The organism is Hymenobacter sp. BT188, from assembly GCF_014333585.1.
GTDB lineage: Bacteria > Bacteroidota > Bacteroidia > Cytophagales > Hymenobacteraceae > Hymenobacter.
On sequence record NZ_JACSCW010000004.1, the window covers coordinates 520981 to 538947 of the forward strand.

18 protein-coding genes are annotated in these 17967 nt (G+C 52.8%); 3 read left to right on the top strand and 15 right to left on the bottom strand.

The window, feature by feature from the left end:
- The first annotated feature begins 64 nt into the window (after positions 1-64).
- Positions 65-1612, top strand: a complete 1548-nt coding sequence (locus H8B13_RS13675) for a sigma 54-interacting transcriptional regulator (RefSeq protein ID WP_187311360.1) — start codon at positions 65-67, stop codon at positions 1610-1612.
- Positions 1613-1692: 80 nt separating this feature from the next.
- Here the strand turns inward: H8B13_RS13675 and H8B13_RS13680 are convergent, their stop codons facing one another.
- The 5 genes from H8B13_RS13680 to H8B13_RS13700 all read right to left on the bottom strand — a co-directional run bounded on the left by H8B13_RS13680 (position 1693) and on the right by H8B13_RS13700 (position 7198).
- Positions 1693-1884 carry a hypothetical protein gene (locus tag H8B13_RS13680; RefSeq protein WP_187311361.1) on the bottom strand — a complete coding sequence of 64 codons (192 nt, stop codon included), beginning with the start codon at positions 1882-1884 and terminating at the stop codon, positions 1693-1695.
- 236 nt (positions 1885-2120) lie between these two features.
- Positions 2121-3281 carry an esterase-like activity of phytase family protein gene (locus tag H8B13_RS13685; protein WP_187311362.1) on the bottom strand — a complete coding sequence of 387 codons (1161 nt, stop codon included), beginning with the start codon at positions 3279-3281 and terminating at the stop codon, positions 2121-2123.
- A 232-nt stretch (positions 3282-3513) separates the two neighbouring features.
- The gene (locus H8B13_RS13690) at positions 3514-4764 is read right to left on the bottom strand and encodes a radical SAM protein (RefSeq protein ID WP_187311363.1); all 1251 of its coding nucleotides are present in this window, start codon (positions 4762-4764) and stop codon (positions 3514-3516) included.
- 5 nt (positions 4765-4769) lie between these two features.
- Complete coding sequence (locus H8B13_RS13695; protein ID WP_187311364.1) at positions 4770-6446, bottom strand: hypothetical protein; 1677 nt, start codon at positions 6444-6446, stop codon at positions 4770-4772.
- 293 nt (positions 6447-6739) lie between these two features.
- On the bottom strand, positions 6740-7198 hold the full coding sequence (locus tag H8B13_RS13700; RefSeq protein ID WP_187311365.1) for a peptidylprolyl isomerase: 459 nt from the start codon (positions 7196-7198) through the stop codon (positions 6740-6742).
- Positions 7199-7413: 215 nt separating this feature from the next.
- Here H8B13_RS13700 and H8B13_RS13705 point away from each other — a divergent pair, with 215 nt between their 5' ends.
- Positions 7414-8022, top strand: coding sequence for a fasciclin domain-containing protein (locus H8B13_RS13705; protein WP_187311366.1), 609 nt, complete (start codon positions 7414-7416; stop codon positions 8020-8022).
- A gap of 77 nt (positions 8023-8099) precedes the next feature.
- Here the strand turns inward: H8B13_RS13705 and H8B13_RS13710 are convergent, their stop codons facing one another.
- From H8B13_RS13710 to H8B13_RS13740, 7 genes are all read right to left on the bottom strand, one after another.
- Complete coding sequence (locus H8B13_RS13710; protein ID WP_187311367.1) at positions 8100-8801, bottom strand: SDR family oxidoreductase; 702 nt, start codon at positions 8799-8801, stop codon at positions 8100-8102.
- 78 nt (positions 8802-8879) lie between these two features.
- Positions 8880-9806, bottom strand: coding sequence for a ribosome small subunit-dependent GTPase A (gene rsgA / locus H8B13_RS13715; protein WP_187311368.1), 927 nt, complete (start codon positions 9804-9806; stop codon positions 8880-8882).
- Positions 9807-9820: 14 nt separating this feature from the next.
- Positions 9821-11089, bottom strand: a complete 1269-nt coding sequence (locus tag H8B13_RS13720; protein ID WP_187311369.1) for a 3-deoxy-D-manno-octulosonic acid transferase — start codon at positions 11087-11089, stop codon at positions 9821-9823.
- A gap of 197 nt (positions 11090-11286) precedes the next feature.
- Positions 11287-11928 (bottom strand): peroxiredoxin, encoded by a 642-nt coding sequence (locus H8B13_RS13725; protein WP_187311370.1) that lies wholly within the window; start codon positions 11926-11928, stop codon positions 11287-11289.
- Between the two features lie 126 nt (positions 11929-12054).
- Complete coding sequence (locus H8B13_RS13730; protein ID WP_187311371.1) at positions 12055-12537, bottom strand: Fur family transcriptional regulator; 483 nt, start codon at positions 12535-12537, stop codon at positions 12055-12057.
- Between the two features lie 129 nt (positions 12538-12666).
- Positions 12667-13440: an enoyl-CoA hydratase-related protein gene (locus H8B13_RS13735; RefSeq protein ID WP_187311372.1), complete on the bottom strand. Its 774-nt coding sequence runs from the start codon at positions 13438-13440 to the stop codon at positions 12667-12669.
- 28 nt (positions 13441-13468) lie between these two features.
- Positions 13469-14770 carry an aspartate kinase gene (locus tag H8B13_RS13740; protein WP_187311373.1) on the bottom strand — a complete coding sequence of 434 codons (1302 nt, stop codon included), beginning with the start codon at positions 14768-14770 and terminating at the stop codon, positions 13469-13471.
- 136 nt (positions 14771-14906) lie between these two features.
- Here H8B13_RS13740 and fbp point away from each other — a divergent pair, with 136 nt between their 5' ends.
- The gene (gene fbp, locus H8B13_RS13745) at positions 14907-15938 is read left to right on the top strand and encodes a class 1 fructose-bisphosphatase (RefSeq protein WP_187311374.1); all 1032 of its coding nucleotides are present in this window, start codon (positions 14907-14909) and stop codon (positions 15936-15938) included.
- An 87-nt stretch (positions 15939-16025) separates the two neighbouring features.
- On the opposite strand, the gene H8B13_RS13750 is transcribed toward fbp, so the two are convergent.
- From H8B13_RS13750 to yihA, 3 genes are all read right to left on the bottom strand, one after another.
- Positions 16026-16655 (bottom strand): DUF5606 domain-containing protein, encoded by a 630-nt coding sequence (locus H8B13_RS13750; RefSeq protein ID WP_187311375.1) that lies wholly within the window; start codon positions 16653-16655, stop codon positions 16026-16028.
- Between the two features lie 29 nt (positions 16656-16684).
- Positions 16685-17104, bottom strand: coding sequence for a TonB family protein (locus H8B13_RS13755; RefSeq protein WP_187311376.1), 420 nt, complete (start codon positions 17102-17104; stop codon positions 16685-16687).
- Positions 17105-17165: 61 nt separating this feature from the next.
- Positions 17166-17783, bottom strand: coding sequence for a ribosome biogenesis GTP-binding protein YihA/YsxC (yihA, locus tag H8B13_RS13760; protein ID WP_187311377.1), 618 nt, complete (start codon positions 17781-17783; stop codon positions 17166-17168).
- Positions 17784-17967: the final 184 nt, after the last annotated feature.

The following is a 17967-nucleotide window of genomic DNA, read 5'->3' on the forward strand; positions in this document are numbered from 1 at the left end:
GAGGAGGAAGTTAACGGTTCTTCTTGTGTCGTAATTTTTATTCTCGCAATATCTTCCCCTTTATATGGCTTACGCCCAGCTTTCTTCTCAAGAACTTCAACAGATTACCACCCTCGGTGCCCTAAAAAACTCCGGCTATAAGTCGCGCTCTGTAAAGCAAGAGTTGCGCGATAACCTGATTACCAAGCTGCAAAGTAAGGAGGAGGTGTTTCCTGGCATTTTCGGCTACGAAGAAACCGTGATTCCAGACTTGCAGCGGGCAATTCTGAGCATGCATCATATCAATTTGCTGGGATTGCGTGGTCAGGCCAAAACCCGCATTGCCCGCCTTATGGTGGACCTGCTCGACGAGTTTATTCCGGTGGTAGAAGGCTCGGAGTTGAACGACGACCCGTTGCAGCCCTTGTCCATTTTTGCCAAAAACCTGATTGCCGAGAAAGGCGATGATACGCCCGTATCGTGGATGCACCGCTCGGACCGCTACACCGAAAAGCTGGCGACGCCCGACGTATCAGTAGCCGACCTCATTGGTGATGCTGACCCCATTAAAGCGGCCACGCTGAAGCTGCCGTACTCGGATGAGCGCGTGATCCACTTTGGCTTGATTCCGCGCTCGCACCGTGGCATTTTCGTTATCAACGAATTGCCCGATTTGCAAGCTCGTATTCAGGTGTCGCTCTTCAATATTTTGCAGGAAGGCGACATCCAGATTCGCGGCTTCAAAGTGCGCCTGCCGTTGGATATCCAATTCGTGTTCACGGCAAACCCCGAGGATTACACCAACCGTGGTTCCATCGTGACACCGCTTAAGGACCGTATCGATTCTCAGATCATTACGCACTATCCGAAGTCGATTGAAATCGGCAAGCGTATCACTCGTCAGGAAGCCCGCATCAAGCCCGCGCAAGAAGGCCTGGTGACTACCAACGAGCTGGTGCGCGACCTCGTGGAGCAAGTGGCCGTTGAAGCTCGTGGTTCTGAGTTCGTAGATGCTAAGAGCGGTGTATCGGCTCGCCTGACTATTGCTGCTTACGAAAGCCTGATAAGCGCAGCGGAGCGCCGGGCGCTGATTAACGGCGAGAAGAAGACCTACGTGCGCATCGCCGACTTCATGGCAGCTGTGCCCGCCCTTACCGGCAAAGTAGAGCTGGTGTACGAAGGTGAGCAGGAGGGAGCCGGCCTGGTGGCTGAGAAGCTAATGGGCAAAGCCATTCGGACCTACTTCCTGAACTATTTTCCCGACCCGGATAAGCAAAAGAAAAAGAAGACCATTCCGAACCCCTACAAAACGGTGCAGGATTGGTTTGGCAGCGGCAACACCGTCGATGTACTTAACGATTCTGCTGATAAGGAGTATCGCAAGTCGCTGGACGAGGTGCCCGGCCTGCGCGACATCGTGACATTCCTGCACCCAAACGAGGACAAGGACACCACTTATTTCCTGATGGAGTTCTGTCTGCACGGCTTGGCCGAGCACAGCCTGATTTCGCGCAACCGCGTGACGGCCGGCACGCAGTTCAAGGACCTGCTCAGCTCCATGTTCACTATGCCCAGCTTCGGCGGCGATGAAGACGAGGATGAGGAAGAAGAGAAGCCCCGCCGTCGCCGTTAGGTTTGTTTAGCAAGAGCGATATGCAAAAAAGCCCCCCAGCTTATGGCTGGGGGGCTTTTTAATAAGCGAAACGAATGGAATCACATGTTCCGGGCTTTGGCTTCGTTTTTAGCTGCTTTCAAGCGCAACTGACGAGCCTTGAGTTCCTGGTTTTCGCTTTTCGCACGCAGTTCAGCCTCATCCGCAATCCGCTTTTGCTCTTCTACTTGGCGCTCCAACTCCTGCACTTGCGGATCGGAGGAAGTGCCACCGCTGATTAAAGTGCAGCTCATCGCTAAGGGTAATGAAAGAAGTAGTATGCCTCGTTGTATGTTAGTTCTGAACATCATCGTATAAATATTGTATGTAATACTATCCTTACGGGCTGGCTATATAAATTGTTCATAATACGCTTGTTACAGCGCGCTGAGGCCTCCTTTTGGTAACTGATAGCTTATCACGGTTAAGCAAAAAAGGCAGCCTAAGTAAAACATAAGCTGCCTTTTCAGACGCAATTTCCTGTGATCAGTTATGGCCTAACTTCAAAAGCCAGGAATTGCGAAATCTGGGCATTGCTGAAGTTGTCGTCGGAAACCAGGATCAAGGAACGGTTGCCATTTGGCAGTTTCGGGCCGAAGGTCATGCCTTCCAGATTGTCGATCCGACGAATGCCGGTGGAAGCTACGTCGAGCAACAGGCGCTTACGCACGGGCTTGTAATTCGCGCCTTGCAATGAATTGAGACCGGAGATATTGGTGGCACCAGCCAGTTCAACCTCGTAGATCTTCACTGAGTAATCGGGCGTTGCACCCACGGCAAATGACCTTTCCATCACGAGCAATTTCTTGTCCGAAAGGGTAAGCACTTCCACTATTCCATTAAGGCGGAATTGGTTGGAGGGGTTGGGCGCCTGGTGTACCGCGTCGAGCTGGTAGGCGTACTGGGCAATTGGCTGACGCGTGGCTTTGTTGAACTGCACGATGCGCGTAGGCGAATTGGCTACACCTACGTCGGCGCGGGGACCATCTTCGTACAGAGGCTCTTCCTGAGCAGCAAACAGGTAGCGGCCGTCGGCTGTCAGGTCAATGCCCTCGAAGCCGCCATTGGAGCGGGTACCGTTTTCGGTAGCCTGAATGCGAAACAACGATGGGACGCTAAAATCAGCCACGTAAGAGCCATCGAGGTTGGCTTCGCGCAGGAAAGGCTGATTCAGCGTGGGGGGCGTGAGAGTCACATTGCGAATGCCCTCACTCGACCAGATAATGCGCATTGTGGTGGGGTCGTAGCGGATGCCTTCCGGGTCAATGGCATTGTTGCGGTCGGCGGCAAGGCTGGGAAAGTTGCTGCCGTCGGGCCGCTTCAGCGTAGTAACGCTCGTGAACGTGACGCCCGAAAACTGATTCTGGTTGAAATTGAGGTTGGCCGTGTAATATCGAACGGGCTGTAACGCAGAAGCATCGTCGCACATAATATAGTAAGAGCCATTATCCGCACGGTAATCAATGCTGGAAAAGCCCCCCAGCGTGGTGCCATTGAAGGTTTGACCGAACGGCACTATCTGCTCTCCAATAAAGCGGAGCGACGTAACCTGAATAGGCTTGTTGATGACGAACGGATTGCCGTTATCGTCGTTGCAGGCTGCCAAAAAGGCAAGCGAGCAGCAAGCGGCTATGCGAGTAAGATGTTTCATAGAGGGGTTTGGGTTAGTGGGTGAGGGGTAAAGAACGGAATTACTCAGCTTAGGTCAGTTAGGGAAACATTACATTTTTTCTTGGTTTGCTTCAGTCGCTTCAAAAGGCAGCTTTAGCGATTCCATATTCTTTAAAGCCGCACGGATACTTGCTGCTTCTCGACTTCTATGAGCATAGAAAAAGCGGGGCTGTATCAGAACAGGCCCGCTTCCGCACAAAGAAAATTTCAACTCACATGGTAGATGCTGGGAACTGATGACAACCACTTTGCCTGACTACCTGTAGCGCTTCATCAAACGAGGCTAAAAGCGCGCTGCCCGACTTCTTCTGGCAAAAAGGGCAGGCGTGCATGTCACCGTCGGTGTCTACGTAGAGGAAGCGGTCGGCGCCGCCGCTGCAACCCATGCGCCGCTGGTGGTAGCCATAGTAGTGCACGATGGGCCAGTCGTGGTAGTCGCCGCTGTAGTTGAGCTTTAGGTAAAATTCATCTAACAGCGCGGTCTGGGCCGGGCTCAAATCAACTTCCTGCTGAGCATAATGCCCCACTGCCCGTGGCTCCAGCACATGAATAAACGTGACACCTAGCTGCTTGGCCATCGCTGCGTACGACATCAGGTTGGTGACAGTGGTAAACGCCTGAGTGGCGCACAGCGTCAGGGCGACGACCAATCCGGCTTCCTTGGCATTAACCACCGCCTGAATGGCGAACTCATACGCCTCTGCTGACCCGCGAAACGCATTGTGCCGTGCGGATTCATAATGATCGAGGCTGATGGAAACGCCCGTCAGGCCAGCTTGTTTGAGTCGTTGGGCATTGGCGGGCGTAAAGTTGAATCCGGAGGTGAATACCCAGAAGTCGGTGCCGGAGCTAGCCGTGCGCAGCACCTCCAGCATATCATTGATACGCACCATGGGCTCGCCGCCGCTGAAAAGAATCTGGGTGACGCCGCGGTCTTGGAAGTTGGCTACCATTGTGTGCAAATCAGAGAGAGAAAGCTTCTCCCGCTGGTTAAGCGCATCCCACTCGAAGCAATGCTCGCAGGCCAGGGGGCATTTTTTGGTGATGGCCAGAAACACCATCTGCACGGTTTTCTGCTCGGCGCGGAAAGGCACTAGGCGGTTGAGCGTGGTGGCTATGTAGCTGTTGAAAGCTGCCGATGGCCAACCGGGCTTCTGAAATTCCTGGTAGTAGCGCCCGGCCACGCAGGCTATTTTCTGCACCCGATGCTCACCGTAGTAGGTTGTGCGCAGTAGCTGCACCTGCTTGGCTGCCTGAAGTATTCGGGCTGGCGTCCGCAAATACTGGAACACCAGCTTTTTTTCCGCCAGACTTATCACACCATTCAGCAAAGCCCGCTTAAGCGGCGACGAAACCACCGTGGGGGGCAAAGTTGGCAAGTCAACGGGACTTGACGGCAAGGCAGCGGCCGGAGCGGGGACGGCATCCAGGAAGTTCAGCTCTGAAATAAGGGTTGATTCCATGGTACTTACGGATTGACTGAGGCCAGATTCATTTCCTGCTGCGACTCCTGATACTTTTCTTTCGAGAACTCGATAAAGCGGCCCGGCCGGCGGAAAGCATAGAGTTGGGGCAGATTGGGCATTCCCTCGTACTGCCGAATGTGCTCGTAATAGCCACGCGTGTGCAAAAAAGCGGTGCTGCGCTGGCCGGCCGCTGGCTGCGTGGCGCGATAGGTGAGTGTTACCTCCGTGCCCGGCTGAAGCTGGCGCAGATAGTCGTCATCAACTTTGGAAAGAGCCTCGCGCTGGTCGCGGCCGATTTCGTCGCGAGCTGTTATTGGGGGGCTTTTTTCCAGGCGTACGGGCTGGTTTGGAGTGAAATCGACGGCGGCATAGTCCAGCTCCCAGAACATGAAACCCGTTTCTATTTTCACTTGCAACGGATGAGAATTTAGCCCGGCCGGCAGTTTGAAGGGAATAACCAGGTCGCGAGAGGCGAGGGGGCCAACCGTGGTAATATTATCGATCAGTTGCCAGCCGTTGGCCGTTTTGACAGAGATTTTTAATGGGATGCCTTGATCTAATGACCACTGATGCAACTTTTCAGCGGGAACATCTTTCTGCGTGTGAGCCCATTCGTTGAAAGCACTCCCAAATTTCTTGGTGAACTCGCCATAGAGATAATCCAGCCACAGGGAGTTTTGAGCGTGGAGCACCAACTTGCCCGTTTTGGCTTCGGTAGGGTTATTGAAGCTGAGCACCACACTGTTTTGAGTAGCGCCTGGCGCTGTTTCGTTGAAGAGAAATACGTTGTGGTCGGTGGCAACGAGTTGGGTGGTGTAGTTGACGCCGCGCATGGATACCGCTTTGGCTGGTGCTTGCGGCTGGGTAATCGTATGCACGTTGCCGATTTTATCTAGCAATACTTGTACGTTCTTGGGGTGGTGCGCCACCCACAGTTCGGCAACATTAGTGTACTGACGCTCCCGCAGCTCATTCGTGATTTTGATCTTAAATTGCCCCCCAGTGTCTTTAATAGAAGTAAGAGGCATATAATCATCGCGCTCTGCTGGCGCGAAAATGGCTCCGCTATACGCCTCGCCCACAAATTGGTAGGATTGTCCATTATGCGCGTATACAAATGGACAGGAGCTTTTGGTGAGCAGAGCGATAACACCAATGAGGGTAAAAATACCTGCCCCGATGCCCACTGCACCAAGCACATGAGAAAGCACGGTTTTACCAGTATTCGCTTCGACTATATCAATCCGATTCATTGCAGTTAGCGGAATGCTGACTTGTTCTCCTTCTCCCGCTTGCAAGTCGGTGATATATACATGCACTAGGTTTAAGACCTGCTCCTTATCTCTGGATTTGTAGCGAGGCGAGGCCAAAGCTGTAGGCACAACATAAGGAGCTAAGCCAGGATTTAGGTTTGCTTTCTGGCCAGTAAGTACCTCACCATTAAGCTGTGGATTGTTAAGCTGCCAAATCGAGGTGCCCTGATGGACCAGAAATACCTTGGATTCGGCCAGCTGGGTAACTGCCGTTGGGGTTATTTCCTCAGGCTTAGTACGGTAGTAGTTGCAACCCGAAACCAGGAATAAGTGGGCAATCAGTGACAGCCAGCTGAGCGTGGTAGCAACCAGGCGTTGGCGAAACAGCCGCACAATAGCAAACGCGGGAGTAAAGGGAGGGGCCATACAAGGGGAGTGATGCAGCTAATCGGCTAGCACGCGCCGCTGAAATGCGTAGCGTTTATGCTCACTCCAAGTAGGACATTGTAAATGGTCAAGTCAAACCAATTGTGGCGTTTATTCGACTTTGCATATACTATATATAAGTACTTAATAATCTGGATTTCAATATGTTCTAGCGATATAATCAGGCTTTACAATAGTTGCTACTACTGTTTGGCTGTGCAAACGAGAACAACACAAAAAAGCCCCCCGGACTGAGTCTGGGGGGCTTTTTTATATAGTTGTTTGACAGTTGACTACGCCTCAGTCACTACAATCTTCTGGATCTCGTCGTTGGGTTTGATCTGGTCGATGATGTCCAAGCCTTCTACTACTTTGCCGAACACGGTGTGCACACGGTCGAGGTGGGCGGTGTTTTCACGTGAGTGCACGATGAAAAACTGCGAGCCACCGGTGTCTTTGCCAGCGTGCGCCATGCTCAGAATACCACGGTCGTGGTACTGGTTGTCGCCGGAGGTTTCGCACTTGATTTTGTAGCCGGGGCCACCAGTTCCGGGCATTCCTTTAGCGCCCTCGCGGGTGTTGGGGTCGCCGCCTTGCACCACAAAATTGGGGATGACGCGGTGAAATTTCAGGCCGTCGTAGAAGCCTTTCTGGGCGAGGTCGGTGAAGTTCTTGACAGTCTGTGGAGCATCTTTTTCAAAGAACTCGACCTTCATTACACCTTTATTGGTGTGAATCTCAGCAGTTTTCATGCGGGTAGAAAATAAATTTTTAAACACAAAGTGCAAGTTGACGCTTATTAAGCTCAACTAAGCGGCGCAAAGGTAGCCAAAACATAGGGCGCGGGCGTCCACTGTTCAGCTTGTTGCGTAAGCTTAGTCATGATTACCTGGTAATCTGCTTTTTCGTTTCCTGCCTTACCACCTTACTTTCTTTTTTCTTCAACCAAAACCCTGATCTGCGTCTTATGAAAAAGACCCTGAGAAACACCTCGTTTACGTTGTTTACCGCCACCGCCTTTGCTTTTGGCATGACGAGCTGTGGTGACAACAAAACTGCCGAGACGACTACCACCACCGAAACCACCGACATGGCTATGACCGATACCACGGCCATGGACCCAGCGATGGCAATGAACGACTCCTCGCGCATGGATACCTCGGGTAAAAACCTGGCGGAAAACGCCATGGCTGTGTCGCAGATAAGCACACTTACGACGGCCCTGAAGGCTGCCGGCCTCGATGACGAAGCGGCCAGCGCTGGCCCGTTCACCGTATTTGCTCCCACCAACGCTGCTTTTGAGGCTCTGCCCAAAGGTGCTCTTGATGGCCTTTTGAAGCCTGAAAGCAAAGAGAAGCTGTCGGGTATTTTGACATACCACGTAGTAAAAGGTCGCCTGATGGCCGCCGATTTGAAGGATGGTCAGCAGTTGACCACCATTCAGGGTGAAAAGCTGACCGTTAGCACGGCGGGTGGCAAAGTGACCGTAAATGGTGCCAACGTAGTGCAAGCTGATGTGCTATCTAACAACGGCGTCGCTCACGTAATTGACAAAGTATTGATGCCCACAAAGTAATCTGGGTTATTGTTAGTATTGCAAAAAGCCCCCCGGACTCGGTCTGGGGGCTTTTTCTTTTTATTAAATACTGATTTTTAGAAGGGATTTGTAGCCCACACGTTCAACTCGGTGATAAAGCCGCGGTCATCCATTTCGAGGGCTCCTTTAATAGCGGAAGCAATTTCTTCGCCGCGTAGCTTATTAGGCTGCTCAGGCCGTTCCTGGCGCTCCTTGCTGCCGAAGGCCGTTGTTACTTCGCTGGGATTTACCAGCATGACGCGCACATTATATTTGCGCAGCTCGCTTTGCCAGCATTGGGTCATGCCGCGCAGTGCAAACTTAGAAGCCACATAGATAGAGCCACCTTCGTAGCCTTTGGTAGCAGCGGAAGAGCCTATGTTAATGATGTTGCCGGACTTTTGCTCCATGAACAGCCTGGCGGCTTGCTGAGCCATCAGCGCGGCACCCACAATATTGGTATCATGCACCCGCTGAAAATCCTCGGGCGTAAGGTCAACCAGCTTTTTGCTCGTGCCCACGCCCGCGTTATTGATCAGACAATCCAGGTGATCGAACTCTGCGAGGAACTCCTGATAGGTGCGCTGCACGTCGGTGGGCTTACTAACATCGGCCGTAATGCCGAGGGCGCCTAACTCAGTAGCGGCGCGCTTCACGGTAGCTGCCGTACGACCCGTAATGGCCACTTTAGCGCCGTGCTGAATCAATAATTTAGCGGTGGCATAGCCGATACCCAGCGTGCCGCCGGTAATAAGGAAAGTTGAATTTTGGAGCTGCATACGTTCAGTTTTCTAAAGAAAACGAGGATACAGCGGGATTGTTCGGCACTTGGTTACCCAAACATCATGGAGGAAAATCTAGTGCCGGTTGTCCTGCCCGGCCAGCATACTAAGGTAGCTATCGTAGCGCGGCAGAGCGATACGACCTTTGTCGACCGCTTCGCGCACCACGCATCCGGGCTCGTGCACGTGCTGGCAGTTGTGGTAGCGGCACTGATTGAGCAAGGCCCGCATTTCGGGGAAGAAGTGTGCCAATTGAGCCGGCGGAATATCAACCAAGCCTAGTTCTTTAATGCCCGGCGTATCAATTAGGTAAGTGCCTTCGCGTACTTCTAGCATCTCGGCAAACGTGGTGGTGTGCACGCCTTTATCAGAGAACTCGCTGATTTCGGCTGTTTTCAGGTCCAGATCAGGAACCAGCGCATTGATAAGCGTGCTTTTGCCCACGCCCGAATGGCCCGACAGTAGCGTTACTTTGCCATCAAGCAAGGCATCAACGGCTTCCAAACCTTCGCCCGTTTCGGCGGAGCAGCGCAGACTAGGATAGCCCGTGCGCTGATACATATTCGAAATCTGATCCTGATAACCCAACAGATCGTCGTCGTATAGGTCGGTTTTATTGAAAATGAGCGTTACCGGAATGCTGTAAGCCTCAGCCGTGACTAGAAACCGGTCGATAAAGCCAAACGAAGTAGCAGGCGACACCAGCGTCACGACCAGCAAGGCTTGGTCGAGGTTGGCGGCTACAATGTGGGCGTGCTCGGTTTTGTGCACTGAGCGGCGGATGATGTAGTTGCGGCGCGGCTCGATGTGGTGAATTACGCCAGCGCCTTCGGTTTGCTGTTCTACCGTAAACTCAACTTGGTCGCCTACGGCCAATGGGTTGCTTACTTTGAGGCCTTTCTGCTTGAATTTGCCGCGCAGCCGACAGCGGTGCAGCACGCCCGTACCATGTTCGCGCACTAGGTACCATGAGCCGGTTGATTTGATGACAGTGCCAGTCATGGGGGAGTGCCTGATTAAATTTTGTTTGCAACGGGTACTACATTCATTTTTGCCAATGCCGCCATAATGGTGGCGGTAGCTCCCGCTTGATGGTGCACGTATTCTAGGCTCATATCCTGTACGCGCAGCCGCAGGTCATCCTGGTGCCACAGTAGCCCAAAGGCCTTTTTCAACTCATCGGCAGTGTGCACCGGAAATGCAGCCCCCATTTCTACCAGATCGACGGCTTCCTGAAATTTGGTATAGGTAGGCCCAAAAAACAGCGGCAAGCCAAAAGCCGCCGCTTCCAGTGTATTGTGCAGCCCCTTGCCAAAAGCCCCCCCGATATAGGCGTACGTACCAAAGCGGTACAACTGGCTTAGCAAACCCACGTTGTCCATGAGTAATACCCGCGCCTTGGCCACAGTAGCCGAGGTGGCGGTGGAGTAACGCACCACCCGGCCGGGCAACGCCGCTTCCACCAAAGCCAGATTGGTTTCGGTGATTTCGTGGGGGGCAAATATGAAGCGCATCTGCTCCTGATATAGGCGCAGCAGGGGTGTGAGGGCCGGTAGATCTTCGGGCCAGTTGCTGCCTACAATGAACACCGGAGTGCCATCGGCCACGAAGGCCTCCACTAAAGGCAATGGCTTGGGCGAAGCCAAGGCCGTGCGTACCACCGTATCAAAACGGGTGTCGCCCGCCACGCTGGCCTGCCGGATACCAATAGTGCGCAGCAGCTCAACCGAGGCCTCATTTTGGGTAAAGATGTGCGTAAAGCGACTGATGATTTTGCGGAAAAAAGCCCCCCAGGGTTTGAAAAACACCTGTTGCGGCCGGAAAATAGCCGATACGCACACCACCGGCACGCCGCGGCGCTGAAGCTGGGTCAGGAAGTGATACCAGAACTCGTATTTCACAAACACGGCCAGCTGTGGGCGCACCGCATCCAGAAAAGTGCGGGCGTTGGCAGCGGTATCGAGCGGCAGGTAGAACACGTAGTGTGCGCCGGGCCACGATTTGCGCACGTTGTACCCGGACGGCGAGAAGAATGTGAGCACAATTTTGAAGTGCGGATGCTCTTGGGCAAACGCTTCCATGAGTGGTCGGCCCTGCTCAAATTCGCCCAGCGAAGCGCAGTGAAACCATACCAGTGGCGCCGTTTCGTCCTTCAGCGTCTGCTGAATATGGGGCAGCAGTCCACGCCGCCCGCTCAGCCACTGCTCCGCCTTAGGCACAAACGATGCAACCAAGCGCAGCAGCAAGGCATATGTTTGGAGAGCAAGATTATAGAGGAAAAGCAATGAATTGATTGTCAGTTGGTAAGAAAAGGGTACGCTAAGCTGCTCAGTGTCAGCTTACACATTCTGCCTTTTTGCCTGTGCAGTCATCGTTCGACAGCTAAGCGGGGGCAAAATTACAGTCTTCTGGTTAGCCATTCGCAAAAAAGCTCTGACCAAGTGGCCAGAGCTGCTGCTTGTCGTGGGTAGGAAATGTAAAATTATTGGGTGACGCCCTGTTTGGAAAGGTGGTCAAACACGTCGATGCGCGTTGCGAATACTCCCTCTTCGCCTTCCGTCCAGTTGGCCGGACATTGTTCACCCTTCACCTCATAATATTGCAGGGCGCTCACCATGCGCAGAGCCTCATCGATGTTGCGTCCCAGCGGGCCATCGTTGATGAGCTGATGACGCACGATACCGTCTTTATCAATCAGGAAAAGAGCCCGATAGGCGAGGGGCGAGCCAATGAAGGTCATTTCCCCAGCTTCGTTGTAATCATAGTGGCCGCCGAGTACGTCATAATTGGCCGCGATGGTTTTGGTAACATCGGCAACCAGCGGATAGGTGACGCCTTCAATACCACCATCCGCGCGTGGCGTCTTGAGCCAGGCCAAGTGCGAAAAGTGCGTATCGGTAGAGCAGCCTACCAAGGCAACGCCCTTCGACTCAAACTCCGTCAACTTATCTTGAAAAGCAAGAATTTCGGTCGGACAAACGAAGGTGAAGTCAGCGGGATAAAAGAAAAAGATAACATGCTTTTTGCCCAGATATCGATCGAGGGAGAACTCTTCTTCGAATTCGCCATCAACAACGGCCGTAGCCTTGAAAGAAGGGGCACGCTTGCCAACTAAAACTGCCATGGAAATGCTATTAAACGGGTGGAATAAGGTGAACGTAAAAGACTGGTACGTTGCCTAACGTCACATTTTATCCTAACGTGCAGCTTCGGCAGCCTTGCTATACGCTAAGATAAAGCTGGGGGGCAATTATTGTTGCTCGTTTGTCGAATCGGCCCGCTCGCCGGTGATATGCAGAGAAAAGGAGCGGGGCCGAAAGTTCTGAAAGCCACGCGTTTCCAGGAATTCCCGAATCAGCGCGTCTAGCTGTAGGTCGCAGTAGTCAATTATTTCCTGCGTGTTCGAGCAATACAAGTGGTGGTGAGTGGAGCAGTCGGCATCGTAACGGCGGCAGGCGCCTTCAGCCGTAGGCACGCGCTTGCAAAGCCCCAATGTAACAAAGCTGTCCAGGGCCTTATACACGGTGCCTAGCGACACGGTAGCATCATACGTCAGCACCTGGCGGTGTACCTGTTCTGCTGTCGGGTGGCCTTTTGCTACTACCACCCTTTCCAGAATGAGCAGACGCTGACGCGTAGCTCGCAGGCCCGCCTTGGTTAGCCGGTCGCGCAGCCATTGGGGGGTGGGCGCCGCTGGCAATGAAGCGTCAGTGTGTTCAGATGAAGTGCTCACAGAAAGAATGAATTCTACTTAAATGCTACCTTAATAAGGTATAGAAGTACAATATTGTTCTCTGGGGGGCAAAAATGTGACACTGATGTAAAGAGGGGCGCAGTCTTATACGTTACTCCACTTTAGATACTAGCGCCCCTTAAAATCGGCCGGACGCTTTTCTACGAAGGCAGCCATTCCTTCTTTCTGATCCTCGGAAGCAAAAGTCATATAGAAGTTCTTGCGCTCAAAGTGCAGGCCTTCATCCAGATGCGTTTCAAACGCCCGGTTCACCGACTCCTTGGCGAGGCGCGCCGCTACCGGTGACATCTGCGCAATGCTGGCCGCCAACCGAAACGCCTCTTCCAGGTATTGCCCCACCGGCACCACCCGATTCACTAAGCCGTGGCGCTCGGCTTCCAGGGCCGAAACTGGCTGGCCGGTAAGCACCATTTCCATGGCGCGCGCCTTGCCCAAAGCCCGGGTAAGCCGTTGCGTGCCGCCCGCGCCCGGCATCGTGCCAATGCGGATTTCGGGCTGCCCAAACTGTGCTGTTTCTGAAGCCACAATCATGTCGCAGGTCATGGCCAGTTCGCAGCCACCACCCAGCGCAAAGCCCGAAACGGCGGCAATCAGCGGTTTATGCGTCTTCCGAATCTGGTCCCAGGTGCTAAACTGGTCGATGGTGAGCATATCGATGGCCGTACGTCCTGCCATTTGCTTAATGTCGGCGCCGGCCGCGAAAGCCCGTTCGTTACCGGTGAGCACAATGACGCGCACGGTATCGTCGGCGCACAGCTCTTTCAGCGCTGCGGCTACTTCCTGCATAAGTTGCAAATTCAGGGCGTTGAGCTCTTTCGGGCGATTAAGCTGAATGAGCGCTACTTGCGGACGTGCGGCGGGCGTAACGGTTATGAATTCCATGTAGGGGATGGGATGGGTTGTGGTAAAGTTATTTTATGAATTCATTCAAACCTCCCCGCGAGACAAACTGGAAAGTAAGGCGGGTACGCTGTTCTAGCAGCAGCTCGCGGCCGTTGGTGAGGCGTTGAATGCTAGCCGAGTCGTAGTTCTTAATGGTGTAGAGCTCCAACTCCGTGTTGTAATGAATGGTAAACTGGTCGCGCAGGTGATCCAGCAGCTTTTCGAGGCGATAAGCGGAAAAGTCGGTACAGACGGAGAAGGAAATGGCTGAGTTCTGCATCAGATTAATCTTGAGCCGTACCTGAGCCAAGGCACCAAAAATGACTTCCAGATTTTCCTCCGAAATGAAAGTGAGATCTTTCGATTCGAAGGAAATGAGACACTGATTGGTCTTGCGGATAAAAGCCGGCGCCAAAGCCGCGTGTCGGCAGTCACCAATGCGGGTGCCCTCGGCTGTGGGGTCCAGAAACGACTTCACATACAGCGGAATATGCTGTACCGCCAGCGGCTTAATGGTTTTGGGATGAATGACGGAAGCGCCGTAATACGCCATTTCAATGGTTTCCTGGTAGCTGATTTCCGGGTAGCGCACCGTATCAGCGAATATTTTAGGGTCGGCATTGAGCAGGCCGGCCACGTCTTTCCAGATCGTAACAGACTCCGCGTGCAGGCAGTACGCAAAAATGGCAGCGGTATAATCGGAGCCCTCGCGGCCTAGCGTAGTGGTAGCGCCACTGGCCGTTCCGCCCAGAAAACCCTGCGTCACGACGGGACCGGTGAGTAGGAGGCGGGGAACTTCATCACGAATATTATACTCAGTAGTGGGCCAATCGAGGCGGCCTTCACGCCAAGTGTGGTCGGTGCGAAGTAGGGGCCGGCAATCAAGCCAATGCGCACCCAGCGCCTGCGCCACGATGCTGGTCGCCAGTAGCTCGCCATAGCTTACAATCTGGTCGTACTGCCGGTCGTAGTCGCCGGGAGTGAGGGTGGTGAGCTGGTTGCTCAGCTGGGTCAGAAGGGTTTCCAGTTGACCTTCGGCCACATTATCAGCGCCAATTTTCCCCCCAGCCTCCTGCTGCAGCTCCGTTGCCACGTTCTGGTGGTACTCCCGCAATACGGCGAGCAGAGTGTCATAATCCTGACCGGAGTGCGCCAGATGAAATATCTCCTCCAGCGCATTCGTCGTCTTGCCCATCGCCGACACCACAATCAGTAAATGACCTTGGGGGGCATTTGCGCCTACAATGCGCGCCAGATTGCGAATAGCCTCGGCATTGCGCACCGAGGCGCCGCCAAATTTGTAAACCTGCAAACGGGGCTTTTCCTGCATGGACCAAAAGTACGTACTCGGCTTTAGTGTTGCGAATTGTGCTCGAAAAGGTACAATTGCTGCAACTCAGCGCTTCGTAAACAATTCAAATCACTTAGTTTTGTACACCAGACCCACGGTTATCTATCCCACCCACATGGATCATAATAAACTCGCACTTCCGGTCGGCGCCACCCTCGACCGATTCATTATGCGCAAGCAGGAAGACTTTCCCTACGCTACCGGGGAGCTTTCTCAACTACTGCGTGACATTGCATTAGCGGCCAAAATCGTGAACCGCGAAATCAACCGCTCGGGTCTCATTGACATTGCCGGCGCTTATGGCAACCGCAACGTGCAGGGCGAAGATCAGCAGAAGTTGGACGTGATTGCCAATATTCGCTTTATCCGGGCCCTGCGCAACGGCGGCGAGGTGTGCACCATCGTATCGGAAGAGGACGATGAGATGATCCAAACCGGGAATACGCAGGGCAAATACATCGTGGCCATCGATCCGCTGGACGGCTCATCCAACATTGACGTAAACGTATCCATCGGGACCATTTTCAGCATCTACCGGCGTATGTCGCCCACGGGCACCGATGGTACGGAGCAGGATTGCCTGCAGCCTGGCACCCACCAGGTTGCGGCTGGCTACGTTATTTATGGCTCCAGCACCATGCTTGTGTATACGACAGGCAATGGGGTAAACGGCTTTACGTATGAGCCGTCATTGGGTGAGTTTTTCCTCTCGCACCCCAACATCGTTTCGCCTAAAACGGGCACTATCTACTCTATTAATGAAGGTAGCTCCGATTCTTTCTCTGAAGGAGTCGCCGAATTTGTGACGTACTGCAAGCAGAATAACTTCTCAGCTCGCTACATAGGCTCACTGGTAGCCGACTTTCACCGCAACCTACTCAAAGGCGGTATCTATATCTACCCTGCTACCAAAAAAGCCCCCCAAGGCAAACTGCGCTTATTGTATGAGTGCAACACGTTGGCCTTCATCGTGGAGCAGGCCGGGGGCAAAGCCAGCAATGGCCGCCAGCGCACCATGGAAATCGAGCCAAGCAACTTACACGAGCGCTGTCCGCTGTTTATCGGCTCTACGGAGCTGGTTGAGAAGGCCGAAGCTTTTTTGGCCAAAGAGCAAGCTTCAACTAATGTTGTAATCAGCTCTCATTAAATAAATATTGCTTAGTACATAAAAAAGCCCCCCAGAAATGATCTGGGGGGCTTTTTTATGTACTAAGCAATATTTATTTAATGAGAGCTAAGCTTTTTTCTTAGATTTCTTGGCCGTCTGCGTGTCATCACCCGCTTCGGGGTTGGTAAGCTCGTCTGATTCGCCTTCGGCCGGGATAATACCTGCCGTGCTCAGCGCCTCGTCAGATGCCGCTTCTTCCTGCTGAGTGCCAGCCGTATCTGCACCTTTCGATTTGGCCTGGGGGGCTTTTTTGGCAGGTTTCTCTGCTTGCTCAGTAGTGGCAGCTTCTTCAGTCGCAGGCGCTTGATAGTCAAGGCGGCTGCTTACGGCATGATACCACGATACCAGCTTCTTGATATCAGACATATACACGCGCTGACGGTCATAATCTGGAATGATACCTTCCATGAAAGCCGTCAGGTCGCGGTCGTCAGCTTTGCTGGTGAGGGCTAGGCTATTGCCATGCTGCTGATAAATCCGGTCGAATACTTCCGTCAGGGGCACCGTCTGGTCGTAATCCTGGGTGTAAATGGAAATCTCCTGCAGGAGCGAAACCTTGTTGCGGGCTGAGGCTACCGAGCGGGCCGCCTTCTCATCGAGCGACTCTACAATAACGCCGTTGCGGGTTGGACGCACCAAGCGGTAAAGACCCGGCATTCCGCTTATGGCGGCAATTTCCTTCAGGTCGTAGGGCATAAAAAAACAGTTGGGATGAAAAAGAAAAGTTATTCAGTGTTGCCAGCCGGCTTGTTAGCCGACAAGCGGAAAACGATGGGCAAGCTAGTCAGAATCGCGTAATCGGGCTTGTTGAACTTGAGCAGGCGCACCACGCGCAAAGCTTCTTCGCCGAGGCCGCCGCCTACGCCCTTCACCAGCTTAATACCGGTCATGGTACCATCTGTGTTCAGCGTAAAGCTCACAATACAAGTGCCTTGAATACGATTGCGACGGGCAAGCACAGGGTAGTTGATTTGCTTGTCGATGAAGGCATACATGGCTTCCTGGCCACCTTCGTAATACTCAGCTACCGGAATAGCTTTTCCTACGCCGGTTTGGGTAGCTGGTTTAGCGGCTGGAGTTTGAGCAAAGCTCGGAACTGCACCGAATAATAAAGCCAGCAAAAAAACAAATGAGATTTTTTTCATGAAAAAAACAGATAATTACGTCGAAAATTAATATTCTCACATGGGCAATTACAAGGCCAATTTAAGAATTATCAGGGGCTTGAGCCAGTTGCTTATTTATCTCGTTAATAAAATCAAGCACCTCATCGCGGCCCGTCATATCCTCCGCTGACGTGATAAAATAGCGCGGAAGTTCGTCCCAAGTTTCACTCAGCTTACGAGTATAATCGACCACATTTTGCTGGGTACGGGAGCCCGATTGCTTATCGGCTTTGGTGAACACGAGCACAAAAGGAACGCCTTCTTTGCCCAGCATCTCGATAAATTCAATATCAGGGGCGAGGGGAGGGTGGCGCGAGTCGATAAGCACAAACACGCAGGTCAGATTCTCGCGTTGTCGCATGTAGAAGCTAATCATCTTGCTCCAGGTGGCCCGCGCCGTCTTGCTCACCTTGGCGTAGCCGTAGCCCGGCAAGTCGACCAAGTACCACTCATTATTAATAAGAAAGTGATTTATCAGCTGTGTCTTGCCAGGGGAGGAAGAAGTTTTAGCGAGTCCCTTCTGATTGGTGAGCATATTAATCAGCGAGGATTTGCCGACGTTCGAGCGCCCGATAAAAGCGTATTCGGGCAGGGTAGCAGGCGGGCATTGGTCTGCACGTGAGTTACTTGTGATAAATTTAGCTTCGCGAATCAGCATGGTTTTCTCTGCACGGGTGATGCTGCAAAGGTAAGTGAAAGCCTTGGCCGTACCGCTCCGTAGATTTTTGGGCTACCCTCAGAGCAACATTTTAGGGGTTATACTGAACTTGCTTTTTTATGAAATCTTAAATATTTAGACTATTGATTTAATGGGTTTTAAAGCCGTTACAGGATTTTTTTTA